At 52.6% G+C, this 19,411-nt stretch carries 15 protein-coding genes; 14 read left to right on the forward strand and 1 reads right to left on the reverse strand.

All coding sequences use genetic code 11. The features are described from left to right. Positions 1 to 129 precede the first annotated feature (129 nt). The 6 genes from QZ303_RS09230 to QZ303_RS09255 are packed head-to-tail and all read left to right on the forward strand — an operon-like array spanning position 130 to position 6,799. Positions 130 to 1,125 (forward strand): lipoate protein ligase C-terminal domain-containing protein, encoded by a 996-nt coding sequence (locus QZ303_RS09230; RefSeq protein ID WP_295732004.1) that lies wholly within the window; start codon positions 130 to 132, stop codon positions 1,123 to 1,125. Between the two features lie 26 nt (positions 1,126 to 1,151). Next, a complete protein-coding gene (gene gcvT / locus QZ303_RS09235; RefSeq protein ID WP_295732007.1) occupies positions 1,152 to 2,261 on the forward strand; it encodes a glycine cleavage system aminomethyltransferase GcvT in 1,110 nt (369 codons plus the stop codon). Between the two features lie 27 nt (positions 2,262 to 2,288). Beyond that, positions 2,289 to 2,654, forward strand: a complete 366-nt coding sequence (gcvH, locus tag QZ303_RS09240; protein WP_295732010.1) for a glycine cleavage system protein GcvH — start codon at positions 2,289 to 2,291, stop codon at positions 2,652 to 2,654. Positions 2,655 to 2,665: 11 nt separating this feature from the next. Then, the gene (gene gcvPA / locus QZ303_RS09245; RefSeq protein WP_295732013.1) at positions 2,666 to 3,997 is read left to right on the forward strand and encodes an aminomethyl-transferring glycine dehydrogenase subunit GcvPA; all 1,332 of its coding nucleotides are present in this window, start codon (positions 2,666 to 2,668) and stop codon (positions 3,995 to 3,997) included. 12 nt (positions 3,998 to 4,009) lie between these two features. Further along, a complete protein-coding gene (gene gcvPB, locus QZ303_RS09250; RefSeq protein ID WP_295732016.1) occupies positions 4,010 to 5,467 on the forward strand; it encodes an aminomethyl-transferring glycine dehydrogenase subunit GcvPB in 1,458 nt (485 codons plus the stop codon). A gap of 6 nt (positions 5,468 to 5,473) precedes the next feature. Further along, positions 5,474 to 6,799 (forward strand): NAD(P)/FAD-dependent oxidoreductase, encoded by a 1,326-nt coding sequence (locus tag QZ303_RS09255; protein ID WP_295732019.1) that lies wholly within the window; start codon positions 5,474 to 5,476, stop codon positions 6,797 to 6,799. Positions 6,800 to 6,814: 15 nt separating this feature from the next. Here QZ303_RS09255 and QZ303_RS09260 read toward each other — a convergent pair whose 3' ends face one another. Next, positions 6,815 to 9,091, reverse strand: a complete 2,277-nt coding sequence (locus QZ303_RS09260) for a helix-turn-helix domain-containing protein (RefSeq protein ID WP_295732022.1) — start codon at positions 9,089 to 9,091, stop codon at positions 6,815 to 6,817. Between the two features lie 268 nt (positions 9,092 to 9,359). On the opposite strand from QZ303_RS09260, the gene QZ303_RS09265 reads away from it, so the two are divergent. The 8 genes from QZ303_RS09265 to QZ303_RS09300 form a co-directional block, all read left to right on the forward strand. Continuing rightward, positions 9,360 to 10,607, forward strand: coding sequence for a site-specific integrase (locus QZ303_RS09265; RefSeq protein WP_295732025.1), 1,248 nt, complete (start codon positions 9,360 to 9,362; stop codon positions 10,605 to 10,607). A 387-nt stretch (positions 10,608 to 10,994) separates the two neighbouring features. Next, complete coding sequence (locus tag QZ303_RS09270) at positions 10,995 to 11,333, forward strand: hypothetical protein (protein ID WP_295732028.1); 339 nt, start codon at positions 10,995 to 10,997, stop codon at positions 11,331 to 11,333. A gap of 283 nt (positions 11,334 to 11,616) precedes the next feature. Next, complete coding sequence (locus QZ303_RS09275) at positions 11,617 to 12,024, forward strand: hypothetical protein (protein ID WP_295732031.1); 408 nt, start codon at positions 11,617 to 11,619, stop codon at positions 12,022 to 12,024. Beyond that, positions 12,021 to 12,341, forward strand: a complete 321-nt coding sequence (locus QZ303_RS09280) for a hypothetical protein (RefSeq protein WP_295732034.1) — start codon at positions 12,021 to 12,023, stop codon at positions 12,339 to 12,341. The genes QZ303_RS09275 and QZ303_RS09280 overlap by 4 nt, the downstream gene beginning before the upstream one ends. A 5-nt stretch (positions 12,342 to 12,346) precedes the next feature. Further along, a complete protein-coding gene (locus tag QZ303_RS09285; RefSeq protein WP_295732037.1) occupies positions 12,347 to 13,744 on the forward strand; it encodes a DUF4099 domain-containing protein in 1,398 nt (465 codons plus the stop codon). Positions 13,745 to 13,778: 34 nt separating this feature from the next. After that, a complete protein-coding gene (locus tag QZ303_RS09290; protein WP_295732040.1) occupies positions 13,779 to 14,726 on the forward strand; it encodes a DNA topoisomerase in 948 nt (315 codons plus the stop codon). A 161-nt stretch (positions 14,727 to 14,887) separates the two neighbouring features. Continuing rightward, positions 14,888 to 15,328 (forward strand): DUF1896 family protein, encoded by a 441-nt coding sequence (locus tag QZ303_RS09295; RefSeq protein WP_295732043.1) that lies wholly within the window; start codon positions 14,888 to 14,890, stop codon positions 15,326 to 15,328. Next, positions 15,318 to 19,411 (forward strand): N-6 DNA methylase (locus QZ303_RS09300; protein WP_295732046.1); only part of this gene is annotated, 4,094 nt, incomplete at its 3' end. The genes QZ303_RS09295 and QZ303_RS09300, both read left to right, overlap by 11 nt.

Consider the following 19,411-nt stretch of genomic DNA (forward strand, 5'->3'; position numbering starts at 1 on the left):
AAAACGTTTTCTTCCGGCTAATCGCTAATTTTGCAGTTGCCAGTTGAGAGTAGGTTCCATAAATTGTCGATTTATTTTTGTACTTATGGGAAGAATTGTTAATTTTGGAGGACACGCAAATCTTTTCCGATGAAATACGCCCAGCTGCCATGTGAAGCCACTATAAGAACGTTGCCTTTTTATCTGGCAATGGAGGAATATCTTGCTGATAGATATGGAAATGATGACGATTTGTTCTTCATGTGGCAGGTTAGGCCTACGGTTATTTTCGGTCGCAACCAGCGTATTGAAGCCGAAGTCAATGTGAATTATTGCAAGCGGCATGGCATACAGTTCTTCCGCCGGAAAAGCGGTGGCGGCTGCGTGTATGCCGATGGTGACAATATAATGTTCAGCGTAGTGATGTCACGAGTTTCCGACACATCCGCGCTATTTAAGAATTACACAGACTCTGTGGTGGAGATGCTTTGTTCGTTGGGGTTCGATGCGTGTGCTTCAGGGCGTAACGATGTTCTTGTCTGTGGGCGCAAGGTCTCCGGCAATGCTGTATACATGCTTCCCAAACGATGCATAATACATGGCACCATGCTCTTTGACACCAACCTAGAGCATATGCTCAATGCCATATCTCCATCCGATTCAAAACTTGAAGCCCGTGGCGTGTCATCGGTGAGAAGCCGCATAACTACGTTGCGCGAGCATATGCCGGATCTTGATATTGAGCGCTTCAAGAAGCATGCCATACATGCCTTCTGTAGCAATTCCGTACTTGCATTAAATCATCGCGACATAGCCGAAATCTATCGTATTTCTTTACCATACTATCATCCGACATGGATATATGGAGACAGCATAAGGGAAAATCACACCTTGCATCGGCGCATTGAAGGAGTAGGAGAGTTCAGAGTCTGCGTTTCGGTGAATCTTGACATCATCGGGCACATCACACTCTCTGGCGACTATTTCCCGCTGGCCGACCTTGATACTTTTTTGCTGACTCCGCTTAAAGGATGCCGTTATTGTCGTGATGCTGTATCAGACAGGCTTTTGGAGAAGAGTATCAATGTATCGGATGTAATCATGTCGCTCACCAATCTCGATTTTGTCAATCTTCTGTTTGAATAACCATAACTCATACTTAAATTTTAATCATGGAATCACAAGATAATAAACCGACCTGCCTGCATTCCCGTCATGTGGCCCTTGGGGCATTGATGTCGCCGTTCGGCGGCTTCGATATGCCGATACAATATGCAGGAATCGTCGAAGAGCATAATGCCGTACGTAATGCCTGCGGAGTTTTCGATGTAAGCCACATGGGTGAGATGTGGATAAAAGGCGCGGATGCCCTCAAATTCGTGAACTTCCTATTTACCAACGACATCACATCCGGAGAGACGGGAAAATGCTTCTATGGCATGATGCTGAATGGACGTGGAGGTGTGGTAGACGATCTTCTCGTCTATAAGCACTCCGACACAGAGCTGTTTCTTGTATTCAATGCCGCCAATATTGAGAAAGACCGGCGTTGGATTTCGGAGCATGCCGTCGATTATGATGTCATAATCGAGGATATGTGCGATTCCATTGGCGAACTTGCCATTCAGGGTCCGCTTGCGGAGCAGGTCGTGGAGACGGTACTTTCAATCCCGTGCCGGGAACTTGCATTCTACACGTTTAAACTTGCCAGATGGAACGATGCAGACATTATAGTCTCGCGCACTGGATATACCGGCGAGGATGGTTTTGAAATCTATGCTCAGCACGATGCCATATGCGCCATGTGGGATGCACTGATAGAGTCAGGGCGCTGCATGCCTTGTGGTCTGGGATGTCGCGACACACTGCGTTTCGAAGTCGGATTGCCGTTGTATGGTGATGAACTTACCGATGACATATCTCCCATAGAAGCCGGTCTCGGTTCTTTTGTCAAGATCGACAAAGAAGGTGGATTTATCGGACGTGATGCCGTGGCGCAAGTCAAGTCGCAAGGCCCCGCTCGCCGTCTTGTCGGAATCGAGCTGTCGGATCGTGCCATACCCCGCCATGGATATGAGGTGCTTGATGCGACCACCGACCATGTGATTGGTCATGTCACTACAGGGTACCATGCTATCTCTGTCGATAAATCGGTGGCAATGGCTCTGATCGAGTCTGCTTATGCCGGGCTTGATACTCCCGTCAGGATACGGATACGTCGTAAGACATTCCCGGGTCGCGTGGTAAAGAAGCGGTTCTACGACAAGCATTACAAGAAATAGAAATTAATAACATTAACTATAATACCAATGAGCAAGACTTATTATTCCCCAACACATGAGTATATCACGGTTGATGGCAATGTCGGATTAATCGGCATTACTGACTATGCGCAGCATCAGTTAGGCAATGTGGTTTATGTCGATCTCCCCGAGGTTGACGACGAGGTAGTTGCATCGCAGGATTTCGGCGGTGTCGAGAGTGTAAAAGCCGCCTCCGACCTGATTTCCCCCGTAAGCGGTAGGGTGATTGAGATAAATGAGGATCTCGCCGACAATCCGGGACTGATTAACAAGGATGCAATGGGCACCTGGATCATAAAAGTCGAACTTTCCGACCCGTCAGAACTTGACGGCCTCCTTGATGAAGATGCCTATCGTGACTTGATAAGCTAAACTACGGATTTATGGCCTTACATCATTATTTCCCTCACACGTCCGACGATGTGGAGCGCATGCTCGCATGTTGCGGCATGGAATCGCTCAACGACCTTTATGCCGATGTGCCCGAGGAATTGCTTATGGGCCGTGACTATAAGCTGCCGGTATCGATGTCGGAAAAGGAGGTACGTGATTTCTTCGCCGCAATCGGTTCACAGAACCGCCGGCTTGTATGCTTCGCCGGAGCCGGTTATTATGACCACTACACTCCGTCCGTGGTATCTTCTGTGTTGGCGAGATCGGAATTCCTTACCGCCTACACTCCTTATCAGCCGGAGATATCACAAGGCACGTTGCAGTACATATTCGAGTATCAGACCATGATGGCCTCTCTTACCGGGATGGAAGTGAGTAACGCATCAATGTACGATGGTTCTACCTCCGCCGCCGAGGCTATGCTGATGATGGTCGCCTCCGCACGAAAACGTAATCGTGTGCTTGTGAGTGCCACCGTTCTTCCTCAAGTTCGTGCCGTAATGGCTACATATGCCCATTACCACGGTGTGGTAATCGATGAGATTCCTGTCACCCCCACAGGAATTACGGACAGAATCATCCTTTCCTCGATGCTCGCCCGGGGTGATGTGGCTGGTGTGATGGTTGCCACTCCAAACAGGTTCGGCGTATTGGAGGACTTCACCGGACTCGCCGAGGAAGTGCATGCCGCCAAGGCGTTGCTGGCCATGTATGCCAATCCGTCATCTCTTGCAGTGATAAAGGCTCCTGGAGAATGGGGGGCCGATATTGCGTGTGGAGATGCGCAACCTCTGGGCATGCCACTCAATTACGGAGGACCGTATCTTGGATTTCTCTGTTGCAAGAAAGCCTACATGCGCAAACTTCCCGGACGCATTGTCGGAGCTACTGTCGATGGTCGCGGACAACGGGTGTTCGTTCTCACACTTCAGGCTCGTGAACAGCACATCCGCAGAGAGAAAGCGACAAGCAATATCTGTTCCAATCAAGGTCTTATGGCGCTTTTCGTGGCAGTCTACCTTTCGCTCATGGGGCCGGAAGGAATGCGGGAGCTTAATGAGGCATGTTCGGCAAACGCACGATGGCTTTTCGACAAGCTTGTTGCCACCGGCAAGGTGCGCCCCGCGTTTCCTGACTCTCCGTGGCTCAATGAGTTCCTTATCGAGACCGACATGCCGGTCGATACGATCATATCACGTTGTGTCGAGAACGGAATACTTCCCGGGGTGAAAGTCGATGACAACCATCTGTTGATTGCTGTCACGGAGATGCGCACCAAGGCAGAAATGCAGTCTTTGGTCGATATTATAGATTCATTATAACCGTATTGGATCATGAATAGAAAATTGTACGGTACTCTCGTATTTGAATTATCAAAGAAAGGTAGGAGAGGGTTCTCCATGCCGCCTCATGCCGCAGCCTTAGGACTTGATGCCATACCGGCAGAACTTCGACGTGACGATGTCCCCGTGCTTCCGGAGGTCGACGAGCCGACGGTAGTTCGCCATTATACCAACATGAGCACTAATAATTTCGGTGTCGATACCGGATTCTATCCACTCGGCTCATGCACGATGAAGTATAATCCGAAAATCAACGAAGAGATGGCGGGACATCCGGCATTCTCTTCGCTCCACCCCATGCAGCCCGACAGCACCGTTCAGGGAGCATTACATCTCTATTGGCAGCTACAACGCATGCTTTCGGAAATCGGAGGCATGGCGGAGTTTACTTTGAATCCATATGCCGGAGCACATGGCGAACTCACCGGACTTATGGTGATACGTGCCTACCATGAGCAGCGTGGCGACCTGCGCCGGACTAAGGTCATAGTGCCGGACTCGGCTCATGGTACAAATCCGGCCAGTGCCGCTGTGGCAGGTCTGTCCGTCGTGGAGGTGAAAAGCTTACCTGACGGCACTGTCGATGTGGATGCCCTGCGTCCGTTGCTCGACGATACGGTCGCGGCCATGATGATGACAAATCCGAATACACTCGGAATATTCGAGCGCAATATACCGGAAATAGCCCGTATGGTGCATGAAGTCGGTGCGCTGCTGTATTATGACGGTGCCAACCTCAATCCGCTTATAGGGAAAGCCCGTCCGGGCGACATGGGATTCGATGTGATGCATGTCAATCTCCATAAGAGTTTCTCCACTCCACATGGTGGGGGAGGTCCTGGAGCAGGACCGGTAGGTGTGCGCGCTGGCCTGGAGCATCTTCTTCCTAATCCGCGTGTCGTGCGTAAAGACGATGGCTCTTTTGCCGTGACCGAATGCCATACAGCCCTCGGGCGTGTGAGTGGTACGCTTGGCAACTTTGCCGTGCTCCAGCGCGCGCTTGCATATCTTCTTATGCTCGGACGTGATGGACTGGCCAATGTCGGTCCGTTGGCTACCCTCAATGCCAATTATATAAAGGAGGCTCTTCGTGATCTTTATCTTTTGCCTGTCGAGGGTGTGTGCAAGCATGAATTCGTGTTCGACGGACTGCGTGACAAGACTTGCGGGGTGACGACATTGCATGTAGCAAAACGTCTGCTCGACTACGGCTATCATGCTCCTACAATATATTTCCCGCTCCTTTTCCACGAATCGCTCATGATCGAGCCTACCGAGACGGAAAGTCCGGAGACCATCGACGGTTTCATCGCGGCCATGCGCGAGATTGCACAGGATGCGACTGCGCGTCCGCAGTTTGTTAAGGATGCCCCCTATGAGACACCTATGGCGCATGCTGATGATACGGAGGCTGCGCTACATCCCAAGGTAACATATTTCGACATTTGACGACATATGGAATGCAAGAAATACGATAACATCATAATAGGCGCAGGCCCTGCCGGAATGAGGGCCTGCGCCATTGCGCGCCAACTGGGTGAGACCGTTTGCGTGATTGAACGCCACGAAGTCGGAGGCACATGTCTCAATCGAGGCTGTATACCAACCAAAGCGCTTGTGCAGTCGGCATCTGTTGTTTCCACCGTATTTTCCGCATCGGAATTCGGTGTGGAGGTCGATGGCGACGTGCGTGTCGACTATTCGGTGGCATCCATGCGTAAGGATAAAGTAATCGAGGCCTTGCGCCATGGAGCCGCACTGTCGTTAGGACCTGATTCCTTATTAAAGGGGGAAGCAAGTCTTTTGAATAGGAATATTGTGAAAGTCGGCGACGAGATGTTGCAGGCCGACAAACGCATTATAATTGCCACGGGATCTTCACCGGCCCGTCTCGGTCTACCCGGAAACGATCTTGCATTGACGAGCGACGATTTCCTACGGCTTGATACGCTTCCGGCCGATATGGTGGTGATTGGCGGAGGAGTAATAGGAATGGAATGCGCGTGCATCGCCTATGCGTTCGGCTGTAAGGTCACGGTGATAGAATATTGTCGTGAGATACTTCCCGGACTTGACGGGGAAATGGCCAAACGGCTGCGCTCCATGCTGTCCCGCAGGGGGATAGATATTCTGACCGGTGCATCTGTCATGTCGTTGTCACAAGGAATCTCGAATAATGTCGACATATGTTATGCTGACAGGCGCGGTGAGCACACGGTATCCGCTTCAATGGTATTGATGGCTACGGGACGGCGGCCTGTGATTCCTGACGGAGCGGAGGCAATAGGCATGGATGTGTCACACAAGGGTATCGTCGTGGATGATTCAATGGCGACTTCCGTGCCCGGAGTCTATGCCGTCGGTGACTGCAACGGCAGACTGATGCTTGCCCATGCGGCTACCGCACAGGCCGAGGTGGCAATGGGGGTGCGTGATTCAATCAGCCATGTACCATCCGTTGTATTCACATCTCCGGAATGCGCGCAAGTGGGCATCGTTTCAGCGGAAACTCCCGGCAGGCTTATTGTAGGCAAGTCGATGTACGGAGCTAACGGCATGGCTGCTTCTATGGGTCGTACCGAAGGTTTTGTAAAAGTCGCCTTGGATGCGGATTCCCATCGTATCGCGGGCTGTTGCGCCATAGGCGCCGGCGCCGACGCTATCGTCCAGGAGGCTGCAGTAGCCATGTCAGCAGGGTATACCGCCGGTGATCTGCGCTCCCGTGTAGTATTTGCCCATCCGACCCTCTCCGAATTGCTATTGTCGGCTCTTCCGGGTTGATATGGGTTGGCCGTATCAGTCAAGCTTAAGGTGTTCTATCACGAGCTTGATTTCATTGAATCCTACCTTGTTGCCGAGGCGTTCCCGTACTTCGGTGAGTGTCGGTGACACGTCGAAGCTACCATAAACCTTGGCCACTCGGTCTATGGTGCTGTCGTCAAGTACATCGTGGATGTCAAGTTTTCGATACTTTATGGCGTAAGCAAGATGCCCCCAGACCGTTGATTCCACATATCCGCGTCGTTCGGCTATGGTGGCGGGCGTGAGACCGTCGCTGAACATACGCAGGGATTCAACCCATGGCGATTCCTTTTTCTCCTTCTTTTGGCGTTCTTTCTTCACTTTGACGATGGATGGCGCTTCCGTATTCCTGCGGTTGATGGAGGTGGCTTCCGTGGTTCTCTGCATTACTGCCGTTTTTGCAACACGTGATGCTTTTTTGCGTGTGATTTTCTTTGACGTGTCACGTGTGGCTTCCACAATGGCTTTCTGCTTACTGTTGAGGTAGCCCTGAATCGTAAATCCATCACGGCCTATGGCATCAAGCAATAGCAGACGTGCTTTGGTAGTCTGGAAAAGATCGGTCACAAGTTCCTTGAACCGTGTTGCGGAAGTCTTGTTTGTAATCACCACATCGGTTATGTGCTCGAACATCGGTTCAAATAATTCCAAGATCGTATCATGAAAATATCTTGAACTGCGCTTCACTCGTTCGAGGGTGCTGTCGGAGTGCAATTCAGCGTCGCCCATCTTGCGCAATATCGGTAGCCACTTGTCGGCGACTTCGAGTATCTTGACACGCTGGTCTGTGACCAGATCGCGATGAGCCGTCACTATATGGGGATATGTGCGCCGGCAATGCTCTCCGACGAACCGCGCCAGCCTTTCCTCTCCCTGGCATATTGCTCCGAATGAAAACAGCTCGGTGACCAACAGTCGATAGTATGCTTCTTTGATCAATGGCAGACGTTCGATGCTACGACGGGCCTCTTCCTGCTGCCTGTCCACATATTCCATTACCCTCGGGTCGGTAAGGATGGCGTCAGGCGTCACCGGGGTAGACAATACCATTCCTTCGAGCGACTTGCACCGGCTGAGCGCCACATACACTTGTCCCGGTGCGAACGATGCCCCGGCGTCGATTACGGCGTGCTCGAATGTCAATCCCTGGCTTTTATGAATTGTAATGGCCCATGCAAGCCGTAACGGGAACTGTGTGAATGTGCCCTGCACGTCCGACACCAGTTCGCCCGTAGTGTCATCGATGCGATAGCGGGCGTTCTCCCACTCGGCGGGCGTTACTTCTATCGGAGTTTCAGAATCGTCACAGAGCACTTTCACGGTATCTTTTCCCATAGCAAAGACATGTCCGATTTTGCCGTTGTAGTAGAGATGGGCCGGGGAGGGGTCATTGCGCATGAACATGACCTGAGCGCCTATCTTTAGCGTGAGTTCCGGCGCGGTCGGGAAGGAAGTGTCGGGAAACGAGCCTTTGATTTCTGCGCTATACGATACCGCCGGAGCCTCTATCCTGTCGAGACGTTCGCTGTTATATCTGTCGGCAAATGAGTTGTGGGTGGTAAGGCGGATGTAACTTGTGCCCGATGGAGGTGTGAAATCAGGGTCATAACGTGAATTCAACAAGCGTATGTCCTCAGGCCCGATTTTACCTTCGCGCACGTGGTTGAGAAGGTCTATAAAAGTGTCGTTCTGCTGACGATATACTTTGGTCAACTCTATGGTCACATAATCAATCTGCTTCAAGGCCTGGCTTCCGAAGAAGTAAGGAGTGGGGTAGTGTGGGGCAAGAAGTTCCTCGTCCCGGGAAGTTATGATGGGCGACAATTGCTGAAGGTCACCGATCATCAGCAGTTGTACGCCGCCGAACGGACGGTTGTCGCGTCGGTATTTGCGCAGTGCATTGTCGATGGCATCGAGCAGGTCGCTGCGCACCATAGATATTTCATCGATTACAAGAAGGTCGAGCATGCGTATTATGCGCAACTTCTCTTTCGAGAAATTGAATTTGTCGCGCACATCGGTACCTGGTATGTAAGGGGATAACGGCAATTGGAAAAATGAATGTATGGTAACGCCTCCGGCATTTATAGCTGCGACACCTGTAGGAGCTACCACCACTATCGACTTCGCGCTGTTACGGCGCAGAGTGCGTAGAAAAGTGGTTTTCCCGGTACCGGCTTTCCCGGTAAGAAAAATGCTTGTGTGGGTTCGTTCAGCAAATTCCCATGCACGCCTAAGTTCCTCGTTCTGTTCCATCGGCTTTAATTCCATATGTGCAAATTTAACACAAAAAACAGACATCGGAGTGGTTTATTTTCCGTAAACTTGGGATAGAAAATTAAGAATTTATCCCCAATTTTCATAGTCTGATTTTGAGGGGATTATATTTTTTGAACTACTGATGATATGCGGTGATTTGCGGCTTTTTTCTCATTCAGTACACAATTTGTACGATTCAGTTGTTAATATGTGTTGAGGGCGATTTTCAACGATTACCAAACCGCGCTATCTTTGCGCCAAAAACAAGAATAGCAAGACTATGGCGAAAGTTGAAAACAAGAACAAACAAAATCCAAAGCTGGTGCAGACCGTGTTGAAAGACGGCCGTGCCAGTCTCGCGCTGGAATACTATCTCGGACGCACCGAGACCCCCGTGCTTGATGACGAGGGCAACCACGTCATATATACGGAGGGGGCTATGGCGGGAAAGCCGAAATACAAAATCAAACACAACCGCAAACGCGAGAACCTGAACCTCTACCTCATACTGAACCCCCGGACACAGGCAGAGCGAACCCAGAACAAGAACACTCTCACCCTCGCCGAGAAGATACGCTTTGAGCGTGAGCAGGAATTTCTCGAAGACCGCGAAGGATACCGCCTTAAGAAAGAGAAGGAGACTGACTTTCTCCGCTACTTCCGCAAACATCGCGACGACGAAATCTATGCCACGCCTACGAGGGTCGCCCTCGGCACCGCCTACCGGCGTTTCATAGACTTCCTTTCCGGTATTCAGAAATACCGACGCTACACCGAGTTTCTCAGAATGGACCTCCTCACCACGGAAATGGTGTCGGGATATGCAGACCACCTGAAGAAAGTGTCGGTCGGCTACGGGGCGTCGCACTGCCTCGGAATGTTCAAAAAGGTGATAGCCTGCGCCGTGGAGGAGGGCCTGATGAAGAAAAACCCTGCCAAGGGGATAGTCATGCGCATGGACCGTCTCGCGCTTAGGAAGTCTATACTTACTCTTGACGAGGTGAAAACTCTCGCCATTACCCCTTACGAGGGGGGAGAGCCGGACATAAGGAGAGCGTTCCTGTTCAGCCTTTATACAGGCATACGCTGGTGCGACGTGCGTAAACTGAAATACTCCAATGTGGACTTTGCCACGGGGGTATTGAAATTCGAGCAGAGCAAGATTGCGGGACGCAGCAAGAACAGCGGCGTAGTGACCCCGCTGAGTCCGATGATACTTAAACTCATCGGTCCACCCCCGACCGGGGAAGCCCTGTCGCAGACGATATTCACCCTTCCGAGTTCGTGGTCCTGCAACTATCATATCGGAAAATGGGTGGCAAAGGCCGGCATCCCCAAGCATATCACATGGCACTGTGCCCGCCACAGTTTCGCGGTGAACGTGCTTAACGGCGGAGCCAACATAAAGACGGTGCAGGCACTTATGGGACACGCCAGCATCGAGATGACGGAGAAATACCTCCACGTCGTTGACGAGTTGAAGCACAAAGCCATTAACAGTCTCCCGGAGCTTGAAATGGCGCAGTGATTGATTCGACATCAGTAAAGCCGACACAGCCGAGTGTCGGCTTTTTTCATGCCCGTATTGAGGCCATTGTGGATGTTCGGGGACAAGACTCCGTAAAAACAGGTTTTAATTGTTTTCAGACATCAATACATTATATATTGAATGTATTATACTCAGATTTGGAAAAAGTCTTGTCACGTTGGCGACATTGTTATGACAATATACTGACAATCCGCTATTTGTGAAAATCAAAATCCTTTTTGATATTGTTATACATCCGACTGCCGCAAAGCCTCCGCGGGTCGCGGATTAAATATTAACGGAGAAAAAAATGAACATTTAGCCGTGTTACGGCGATTTTACATATTGCATGGGTATGTAAACCCTATACCTTGCGGTTTTTATTAGATGGATAACAACATAGTCATTATCCCCTTTGATAATTTGAGGGAGCTAATCAACAACGCGGTCAGCGAGAGCCTTGATAAAATACTCGCAGCATCACAACCCAAGAGGGAGCAGGAATCGGTGGACATAGACGGTGCGTTGGAGTTTCTGAATTCCAACGGCTACCGTATTGCCAAGGGCCAGCTATACAAGGAAACGTCTGCCGGCAACATCCCATTCCACAAATTCGGGCACCGTCTCCACTTCCGCATCTCCGAACTGAGGAAATGGGCGGAACTGCGTCTCACGACCGGAAACGCGGTCGGATACCTTGACTATGCGCAGGATAATAAACGATAAATAAGGTCACATTACAATCATCATGTAAAAAGTCAGAAAGCTGTCATAACTCTGTCAGTAGCCTGTCAGAGAAAACATCACAGTGTCGATGTTTTAATTCTGAAAATCGCCCAAAACCAAAAAACAAGAAAATGAAGATACGACAGACAAGACCCCCTCCCCGGTGACAGGGGCATCCGAAAAAAGGAACAGTCCCTATTCCACCCGGAAACAAGAGAAAACCGAAACATAAAAACAGGAGCGTAAATCCATGATTGGGCTCCGTAACATTTATTCACTAACAATGAGCGAAACAGCCATAGATTATTGCAGCGAAATAAGTGCTATGCGAATCCGCATGGATGAGATGCACGGCATAATGCAAAAGGTGCTGGCGTTTGTGGATGGTCCGGACGCAGCACCGATAAAAACAAAAGGGAGACCGCAGTATGAGGACTACTATCTTGACGACGTGGAGAGGAACTACCTTGTCACCTGCAAGGAACTCCAGCTGATCTGGATGGTATGCGAGAGGACCGCCTACCGCTATATCAAGAAATACAGCCTTACCGATGTAGGGGATGGGGGCACGAGCCAGTTCAGGCTCGGAGACGTCACCGACGCAATATCCACATACGGGATTGACTTCAGCCGCAAGACAATAATGGCGATACTCGAAAAACGCCGCATAAAAACACCGCCACGCCCATGACAACCGACACCACAGCCCTTATGGGTCTCCTCAGGACAGTGATTGAGAGGCTCGACAGCATAGACAGCCGTCTCAACGGCACCGAATTCCAGATGCCACGGCTGCTGACCCCCAAGGAGGTGGAACGGAAGTTCGGGATAAGCGAGCGGCAGCAGTACAATCTAAGGAAAGACGGCACACTCCCCTATATCCGCAAGACACCCGGCGGTCCCATACATTACCTGACCCCCGACGTGCTCGGATACATACTGGGTGACGACACCCGCGGCTGCGTCGCGGCCGGAAAACGGCAAGAGACCGTCCACATAGCAACATAGATAAAATGGCACAAGACCAGACACCCGACAAAGAACAGGTGCTCATAGCCCGCAACAACGAGACAGGCCAGACCGGAGCGGTCGCGGGACTCAACGAGGACGGCACACCTATAATGAAGGATGCCAAGACCGCCTCACTCGGAGACCTTGTGAAATTCAACATTCGCCAGAACCCGATAGAGGCTTTCCTGTCCAACTTCATGCGGCAGTGCAAGAACCCCTCGCTGTTCGGATTTTTCAAGGCCGACGCCGAAACATTCGACAAGGTGGGTCCCGTCATGGCAGAGATGCTCAAAGACCCCGAAGCCAACAAAGACCTCCTCGCCCCGGCAAAGGTCGAACTTCCCTCACAGGAGGAGAGCAAAAAGGAGAGCCGCTACAAGGCCATTGACCCCGACAAGGTGGACTGGGAGGAACTCGGCACACGCTGGGGCATCGACCGCAAATCCCTCGACGAGTCCGGAGACCTGCGCGAGATGCTCTACAACCGCAAATCGGGACTCGTGAACGTCACTCCGACGCTGTTCGGAGAGAAATACACGCTGGCGGCCCGACTGTCATTCAGGACCGACCCCGACGGCAGCGTCAAGGTGGTGCCGCATTTCATATGCAGACAGCCACGGCTTGACGAGGAATTCAAGGGCATGACCTTCACCGACGAGGACAAGGCCAACCTCCGTAACACGGGTAACCTCGGCCGCATCGCCGATCTGGTGGACAGCACCACGGGCGAGAAAGTTCCCTCCTTCGTCAGCATCGACCGCTACACCAACGAGATTGTATCGGTGCCTGTCAAGGATGTGTATGTCCGCGACACCATAGGCCAGACCAAGCTCACGATCCAGGAGGTCGAGGAACTGAAGAGCGGAAAGGCCCTCCCGCCCAAACGCATCTCAGGCAAGAACGGCAAGGAATACACCGTGACCCTCCAGATCAGCGCGGACCGCCGGGACGTGGAATTTGTCCCCAAGGGAGCTAAAAAGCAGAAACAGTCGCAGTCTCAGGACGGCGCACCCAAGGTCAAGACAAACACATGGCTGACCAAGGAGGGCACACTGAAACACCTGTCGCAGTGGGACCACATACCGCTCACCGAACAGCAGCAGAAGGACTATGAGTCCGGAGGTGTCGCGGTGCTGACAAACCGCGTCGACAAAAAAGGCAATCCCTGCACCCTGTACCTGTGGTACAACCCGGATAAGCAGAAGGCGGAGGCAATACCCAACGACCCGCGGCAGGGAAAGACAATCGCCCCCTCCAACGAGAGCCGGGTCCAGACTGCGGTCAACAACGAGGGCAAGACCAACGAGGCGACCAAGGGCGTAAAGGAGCCTCTTGAAAAGGGTCAGACAGCCCCCAAGGACAGCAAGCAGAAAAAGCAGTCCAAAGGCCGCAAGATGTAAAAAATAAATTCAGAATTAAAACAAAGACACATAAATGACAAAAATATTCATACTGACAGAGAGCCGCGCGGTGGCGAAGACAATCGCCCAGTCGCTCGGCGTGAACATCCAGCGCAAGGGGTACTACTCGAAAGGCGACATCTCGGTGTCATGGACCGGGGGCAACATCGTAACCGCGAAACCCAAGTCCCGATTTGAGTTCAGCGTGTCATCCGACATGACCGCCGACGAGACCTTTGCCGCCAACTACCGTTTCGGACCTCGTGAGAAACGCGGTGACAAGTCTTCGCGCACAGCCCGCGATGCAGCCCAGCTTTCGGTAATCAAAAGGCTGTGGCAGGAGTCCGACATCGTTTTCAACGCCATGAAACCCTCGGCTTTCGGTGAGGTCATGTTCGAGAGCATGAAAAACTATATCGGATGCAACACCAAGACTTCGAGACTGTGGCTGCGTCGTATCACACGCGCGGACATAGAGGCTGCAATCTCTGATGCCGGACACCTCCCGACCGGATATGAGACGTTCCATGACAACGCAATCGCGGAATTCACAATCGGGGTCAAGCCCGAAGACGCCGGGGTAGCCGCCGATGCCCCGTCCTATGCCCCTTGGGGACTTCCCGAATTGCAGAATGCGGCGGAGAGCCGGTTCGGAATATCCCCGTCGGCCACCGTCGCAGCCGCCATGTCGCTTTACAACAAGGGGCTTATATCGTATCCCTCCGCCTCAAACATCCTTCCGCCGTCGGCAGCCGCAGACATAGCGGATGCTCTCGCTCTTCTCCGCCATAACCCGTCGGTGGGTAAATATGCGGAGAACACCGAGGTGACCGGCAACGAGGGTATGTGGAGAGCCGGAGCCGACGGTATCGCGCACTACGCGATTACAGTAACCGGACTTCTGCCCGTCGACCTGACGGCTGACGAGAGCAAGGTCTACAAGCTGGTTGCAGTCCACCTGACGGAGCTGTTCGCCAAATAGACGGACATTCCGCCTTATGGCAGGGACTCCGTAATAAGACAAGTGGCAGACGGGGATTTATCCGTCTGCCACTATTACCCGGCAAGACAGTCCGGGCCGACGGAAAAAGATACGGGGCATCCCCGGTATTCCGCCGGGACAATGAAAAACCATGACGCGAGATGAAAGATGCACAGGATTACGCGCTGCTCGACTTTTATGTCCAATATCTGCGCCGACACCTTGCCGACCACCATTTCGACAAGTACAACAACGAGAAATTCATATCGGAACGTGCCGATTCGGCACTTGACATATATATAACAAACTTCCTGAGCGGCCGCGCCCCGCATATATGCCAGGAATTGGCGATGCGGACATTGCTTGAAGGGCTGTTCTTCTCCCGCTATGACGCGGTGCACGAGGTCATAGAGGAAGACTGCTGGACACGGCTCTCCCCTGAGACATGGGAGCCGACGGCGGTGCATATGGTGCGGCACCGGGATGTAAGGCCCGTGCTCGACCGCCACAATGTCAACGGGAACTACCCGGATGACCGTCAGGCGTTGCATGACGAACTTCTCGGCACGATAACGGAAATACTCGACGGCTATGAGCTATAACCGTTTGAACACCATGCGCGACAACACCGAGGCCATACGTCTGGCGTTCAGACTCGGTGTCGAGCACAGGGGGCCTGACATACAGGAGTGCGGCATATTGAGGAAATACGCCGGATTCGGGGGGCTGAAGTGCATCCTCAATCCAGCCGACAGTATCGCGGATGCCGCGCAGTGGAGCAAGTCTGACCTCGGACTGTTCACCCCGACAGTGGAACTGCGCAGGATCATACACGACTATTCAAAGGACGACCGGGAGTTCAAGGGGTATATGGACTCGCTCAAAGCCTCGGTGCTGACGGCTTTCTATACCCCGCAGCCGGTCATTGACGCGATAGCGGAGTCCTTGCAGGACGCCGGGGTCGTTGCCAAGCGTTTTCTTGAACCGAGTGCGGGGCGCGGTGACTTCATAGACACCTTCATGGCCACAAACGCCGGCATGGAAGTGATGTCGTTTGAAAAAGACCTGCTGACAGGGCGGATACTTTCCGCGCTGCATCCCTCGACCACCGTAAGGTCGGAAGGCTTCGAGAATATAGAGAAGGACTTCGAGGGCTATTTCGACGTGGCCGCGTCCAATATCCCTTTCGGGGACTTCGCGGTTGCAGACCCTCTATATGCAAAAAGCAAGGATACGGCCTACCGTCAGGCATCCAAGGCGATACACAATTATTTTTTCCTGAAGGCACTCGACTCCGTGCGCGAAGGTGGTATCGTGGCATTCATCGCCCCGCAGGGGGTGATGAACGCCGCCTCCCCGTTTGTCAGGATGGAGCTGGTGAGGCGCGCCGACCTTGTTGCCGCGCTGCGCCTCCCCAACAACACGTTCACCGAGACCGCCGGGACCGAGACCGGGAGTGACCTGATAGTCCTCCAGAAACATGACGGCAAAAAATCACTTTCGGCAGACGAGGAATTCTTCATCCAGAGTGTCGTCGATTCCGGGACGAAGGTCTCCGGCAACAAATTCTTCACCGCGTTTCCGCAAAACGTCATTTGCACCGATGCAAAAATCGGGACGGATCAGTACGGCAAACCCGGTATAATCTACACCCACAATGAAGGTGTGGATGGCATAGCGCGCGATTTACGCATAGCCCTCGACGTGTCAATGCGTCTTCGTCTCGATGTTGACCGCTATAACGGCTATTCACCTAAACTGACTCCGCCCGACACCCCGGCCGAAAAACAGGATACCGCCGAGAAGGAAAACCGGAATATCGCCGAAAGGACGGAAGTGCCAAAGGAGAAACCGCTGTTGCAGCAGTATCAGGAGATGAAAAAGAAACATCCCGACGCGATACTGATATTCAGGGTCGGCGACTTTTATGAGATGTTCGGAGACGACGCTAAGGAGGCATCGGAAATTCTCGGCATAACGCTTACAACCCGCGCCAACGGTCGCAACGGCAGGATTGAGCTGTCGGGATTTCCGCATCACGCCCTCGACACATATCTCCCCAAGCTGGTCAGGGCCGGCAAAAGGGTGGCTATCTGTGAGCAGCTCGAACAGCCTAAAAAGGAGAAGACGACAAAACGGAAAACAGGTGAAGAGCAGCCTCGACAGTCTGAAACATCCGTAAAGGAACGGGAGAAACCGCAAAAGGCCGTCCCTGCGGCAACGGAAGAACGGCAGCCGACAGCCGACACTGAGACCCGGCCAGCCGACATCGGACAGGAGATTGAGACCTCCGGGGTGTCCGGGACTTCTGACACCCCCTTCCAATACGACGACAATCCCGACCCCCGGCTGTATGCCTACAACCTTTTCGGAGAGCTGGAGCCGAGGGACTCGCCACGGCATCCGCGCAGGGTGCCCCCAAAGCCCAAAGACGGAAGTGAGGCCGAAACCCACAAGCCCAAGGAGGAGAAACCGCTCCCTCCGAATGTCAAACTGAGGCAGCTTTCGGAGGAGGAACTGAAATTCTACGGCGCGCTCAACTGGGATGACAACCCTCCGATAAACGGTTTCTACGAGGCCATGATGTCGATAGCCCACCGGCAGCTCGCAGAGCGTGAAAGGCTGGAGGCACAACGGATGTCGGAGGAGGCGGCAAAGGCAGCGGGCATACCAGACGGAGACACATATATAGAAAAGACCGAGGGATATTTCATACCGGGGCAGCGCAACCGGCCGACAAAGGCAGAGGCGATACCCCTTCCCGACAGGAGCATGGAGCCGCGCCATTTGTCGGAAGAATCCTTGCTGCGTTACCACAAGAACGGCTCCCTTGTCGTATCCGACGGGCAGGTGGGTGTTCTCTCGCAGGTCACCAAGTACGGCGCGACATTCACCCCCTTGAAACTGAAACCGGAACAGGAAAGACGGGCGATGCTGTATATATCCCTTTCAGAGACCTATCAGTTCCTCTACAATTTCGAGGCCGACACCCATGAGGCAAACCCTGTCGAACGTGGTCGGCTGAACAGACTGTATGACGAATTTGTGGACAAATACGGACACCTTAATGAAAAGAGCAACATCCGCTTCATCATGATGGATGCCAACGGGCGTGACGCGCTGGCATTGGAACGAGGCGAAAACGGAATGTTTGTCAAGGCCGACATCTTCGACCACCCTGTCGCCTTTGCGGTTGACGAGGTTGTATCCGTCGAGACTCCTATGGAGGCTCTTTCCGCATCGCTCAACAAGTTCGGGGAGATACGGCCCGACTACATGGCCGCATTGGTGGACATGAAGGAGGAGGAGATGCTCGACAGCCTCGAAGGGCACATATATTACAATCCCCTTGTGGATGGGTACGAGGTAGCCGACCGCTTCATAGCGGGCAACGTGGTGAGGAAGGCGGAGGAGGTCTCGGCTTGGATTGACAGGGAGGAGGAGCGTATAAAGGGATTCCCCGGTTATGACGGCATCGAGCCTTATATTTCTTTGGCCCGTGAGTCGCTGAAGGCACTGGAGGAGGCCACACCACGCAGGATAACCTTCGACGAGCTGGACTTCAATTTCGGTGAGCGTTGGATACCCGCGCAGATATATTCCGATTATATGTCCCAGCTCTACGGAACGGATGTGACCGTGACTTACTCCCCGTCGCTTGACGAGTTTTCGGCGACCAACCGTCGGGGCAACATGAAGATATGGGAGGAGTTCTGCGTCCGTGGATATTACCGTACATACGACGGCATGAACCTGTTGAAACACGCCCTGCACAATACTGTGCCCGATATAAAGAAGTCCGCCGGCAAGGACGAGAACGGCAACGACATAAAGGTGCCGGACAGTCAGGCCATACAGCTTGCCAACACGAAAATCGACGAGATACGCGGCGGATTCATAGACTGGCTCGGCTCACAGCCGCAGGAGTTCAAGGAGCGTCTGGCTGACCTGTATAACAGGAAATTCAACTGTTTCGTGCGTCCCCATTATGACGGCTCCCACCAGACATTTCCCGACCTCGACATGAAGATGCTCGGTGAACAGTACGGCATAACCTCCATATACCCGTCGCAGAAGGACTGTATATGGATGCTCAAACAAAACGGCGGCGGAATATGCGATTTCGAGGTCGGATGCGGTAAAACCTTGATAATGTGCATAGCAGCACATGAGATGCACCGTCTTGGCCTTGCCCATAAGCCGATGATTATAGGTCTCAAAGCGAACATCGCGGAGATAGCCGCCACATATCAGGCGGCATATCCCAACGCCCGGATACTGTTCGCCGACGAAAAAAGTTTCACCAAGCCCAACCGTGTGAATTTCTTCAATAACATCAGGAACAATGACTACGACTGCGTGATAATGTCGCACGACCAGTTCGGCAAGATACCGCAGTCCCCTGAAATTCAATCCGAGATACTTCAGGCGGAGCTGGATTCGGTGGAGGAGAACCTCGAAGTCGTCCGGCAGCAGGGCAAGGACGTGTCAAGGGGTATGCTCAAAGGTCTTATCAAGCGTAAGGAGAACCTGACGGCAAAGATTGCGACAATCCGGCATCAGATGGATGAGGCCAAGGATGACATGGTGGATTTCAAGCAGATGGGCATAGACCACATATTTGTTGATGAGAGCCATTATCAGAACTTTTTGCGACTACCGATCCCCACGCATAATGCGAACGC

The organism is uncultured Muribaculum sp. (assembly GCF_910583865.1).
Lineage (GTDB): Bacteria > Bacteroidota > Bacteroidia > Bacteroidales > Muribaculaceae > Muribaculum.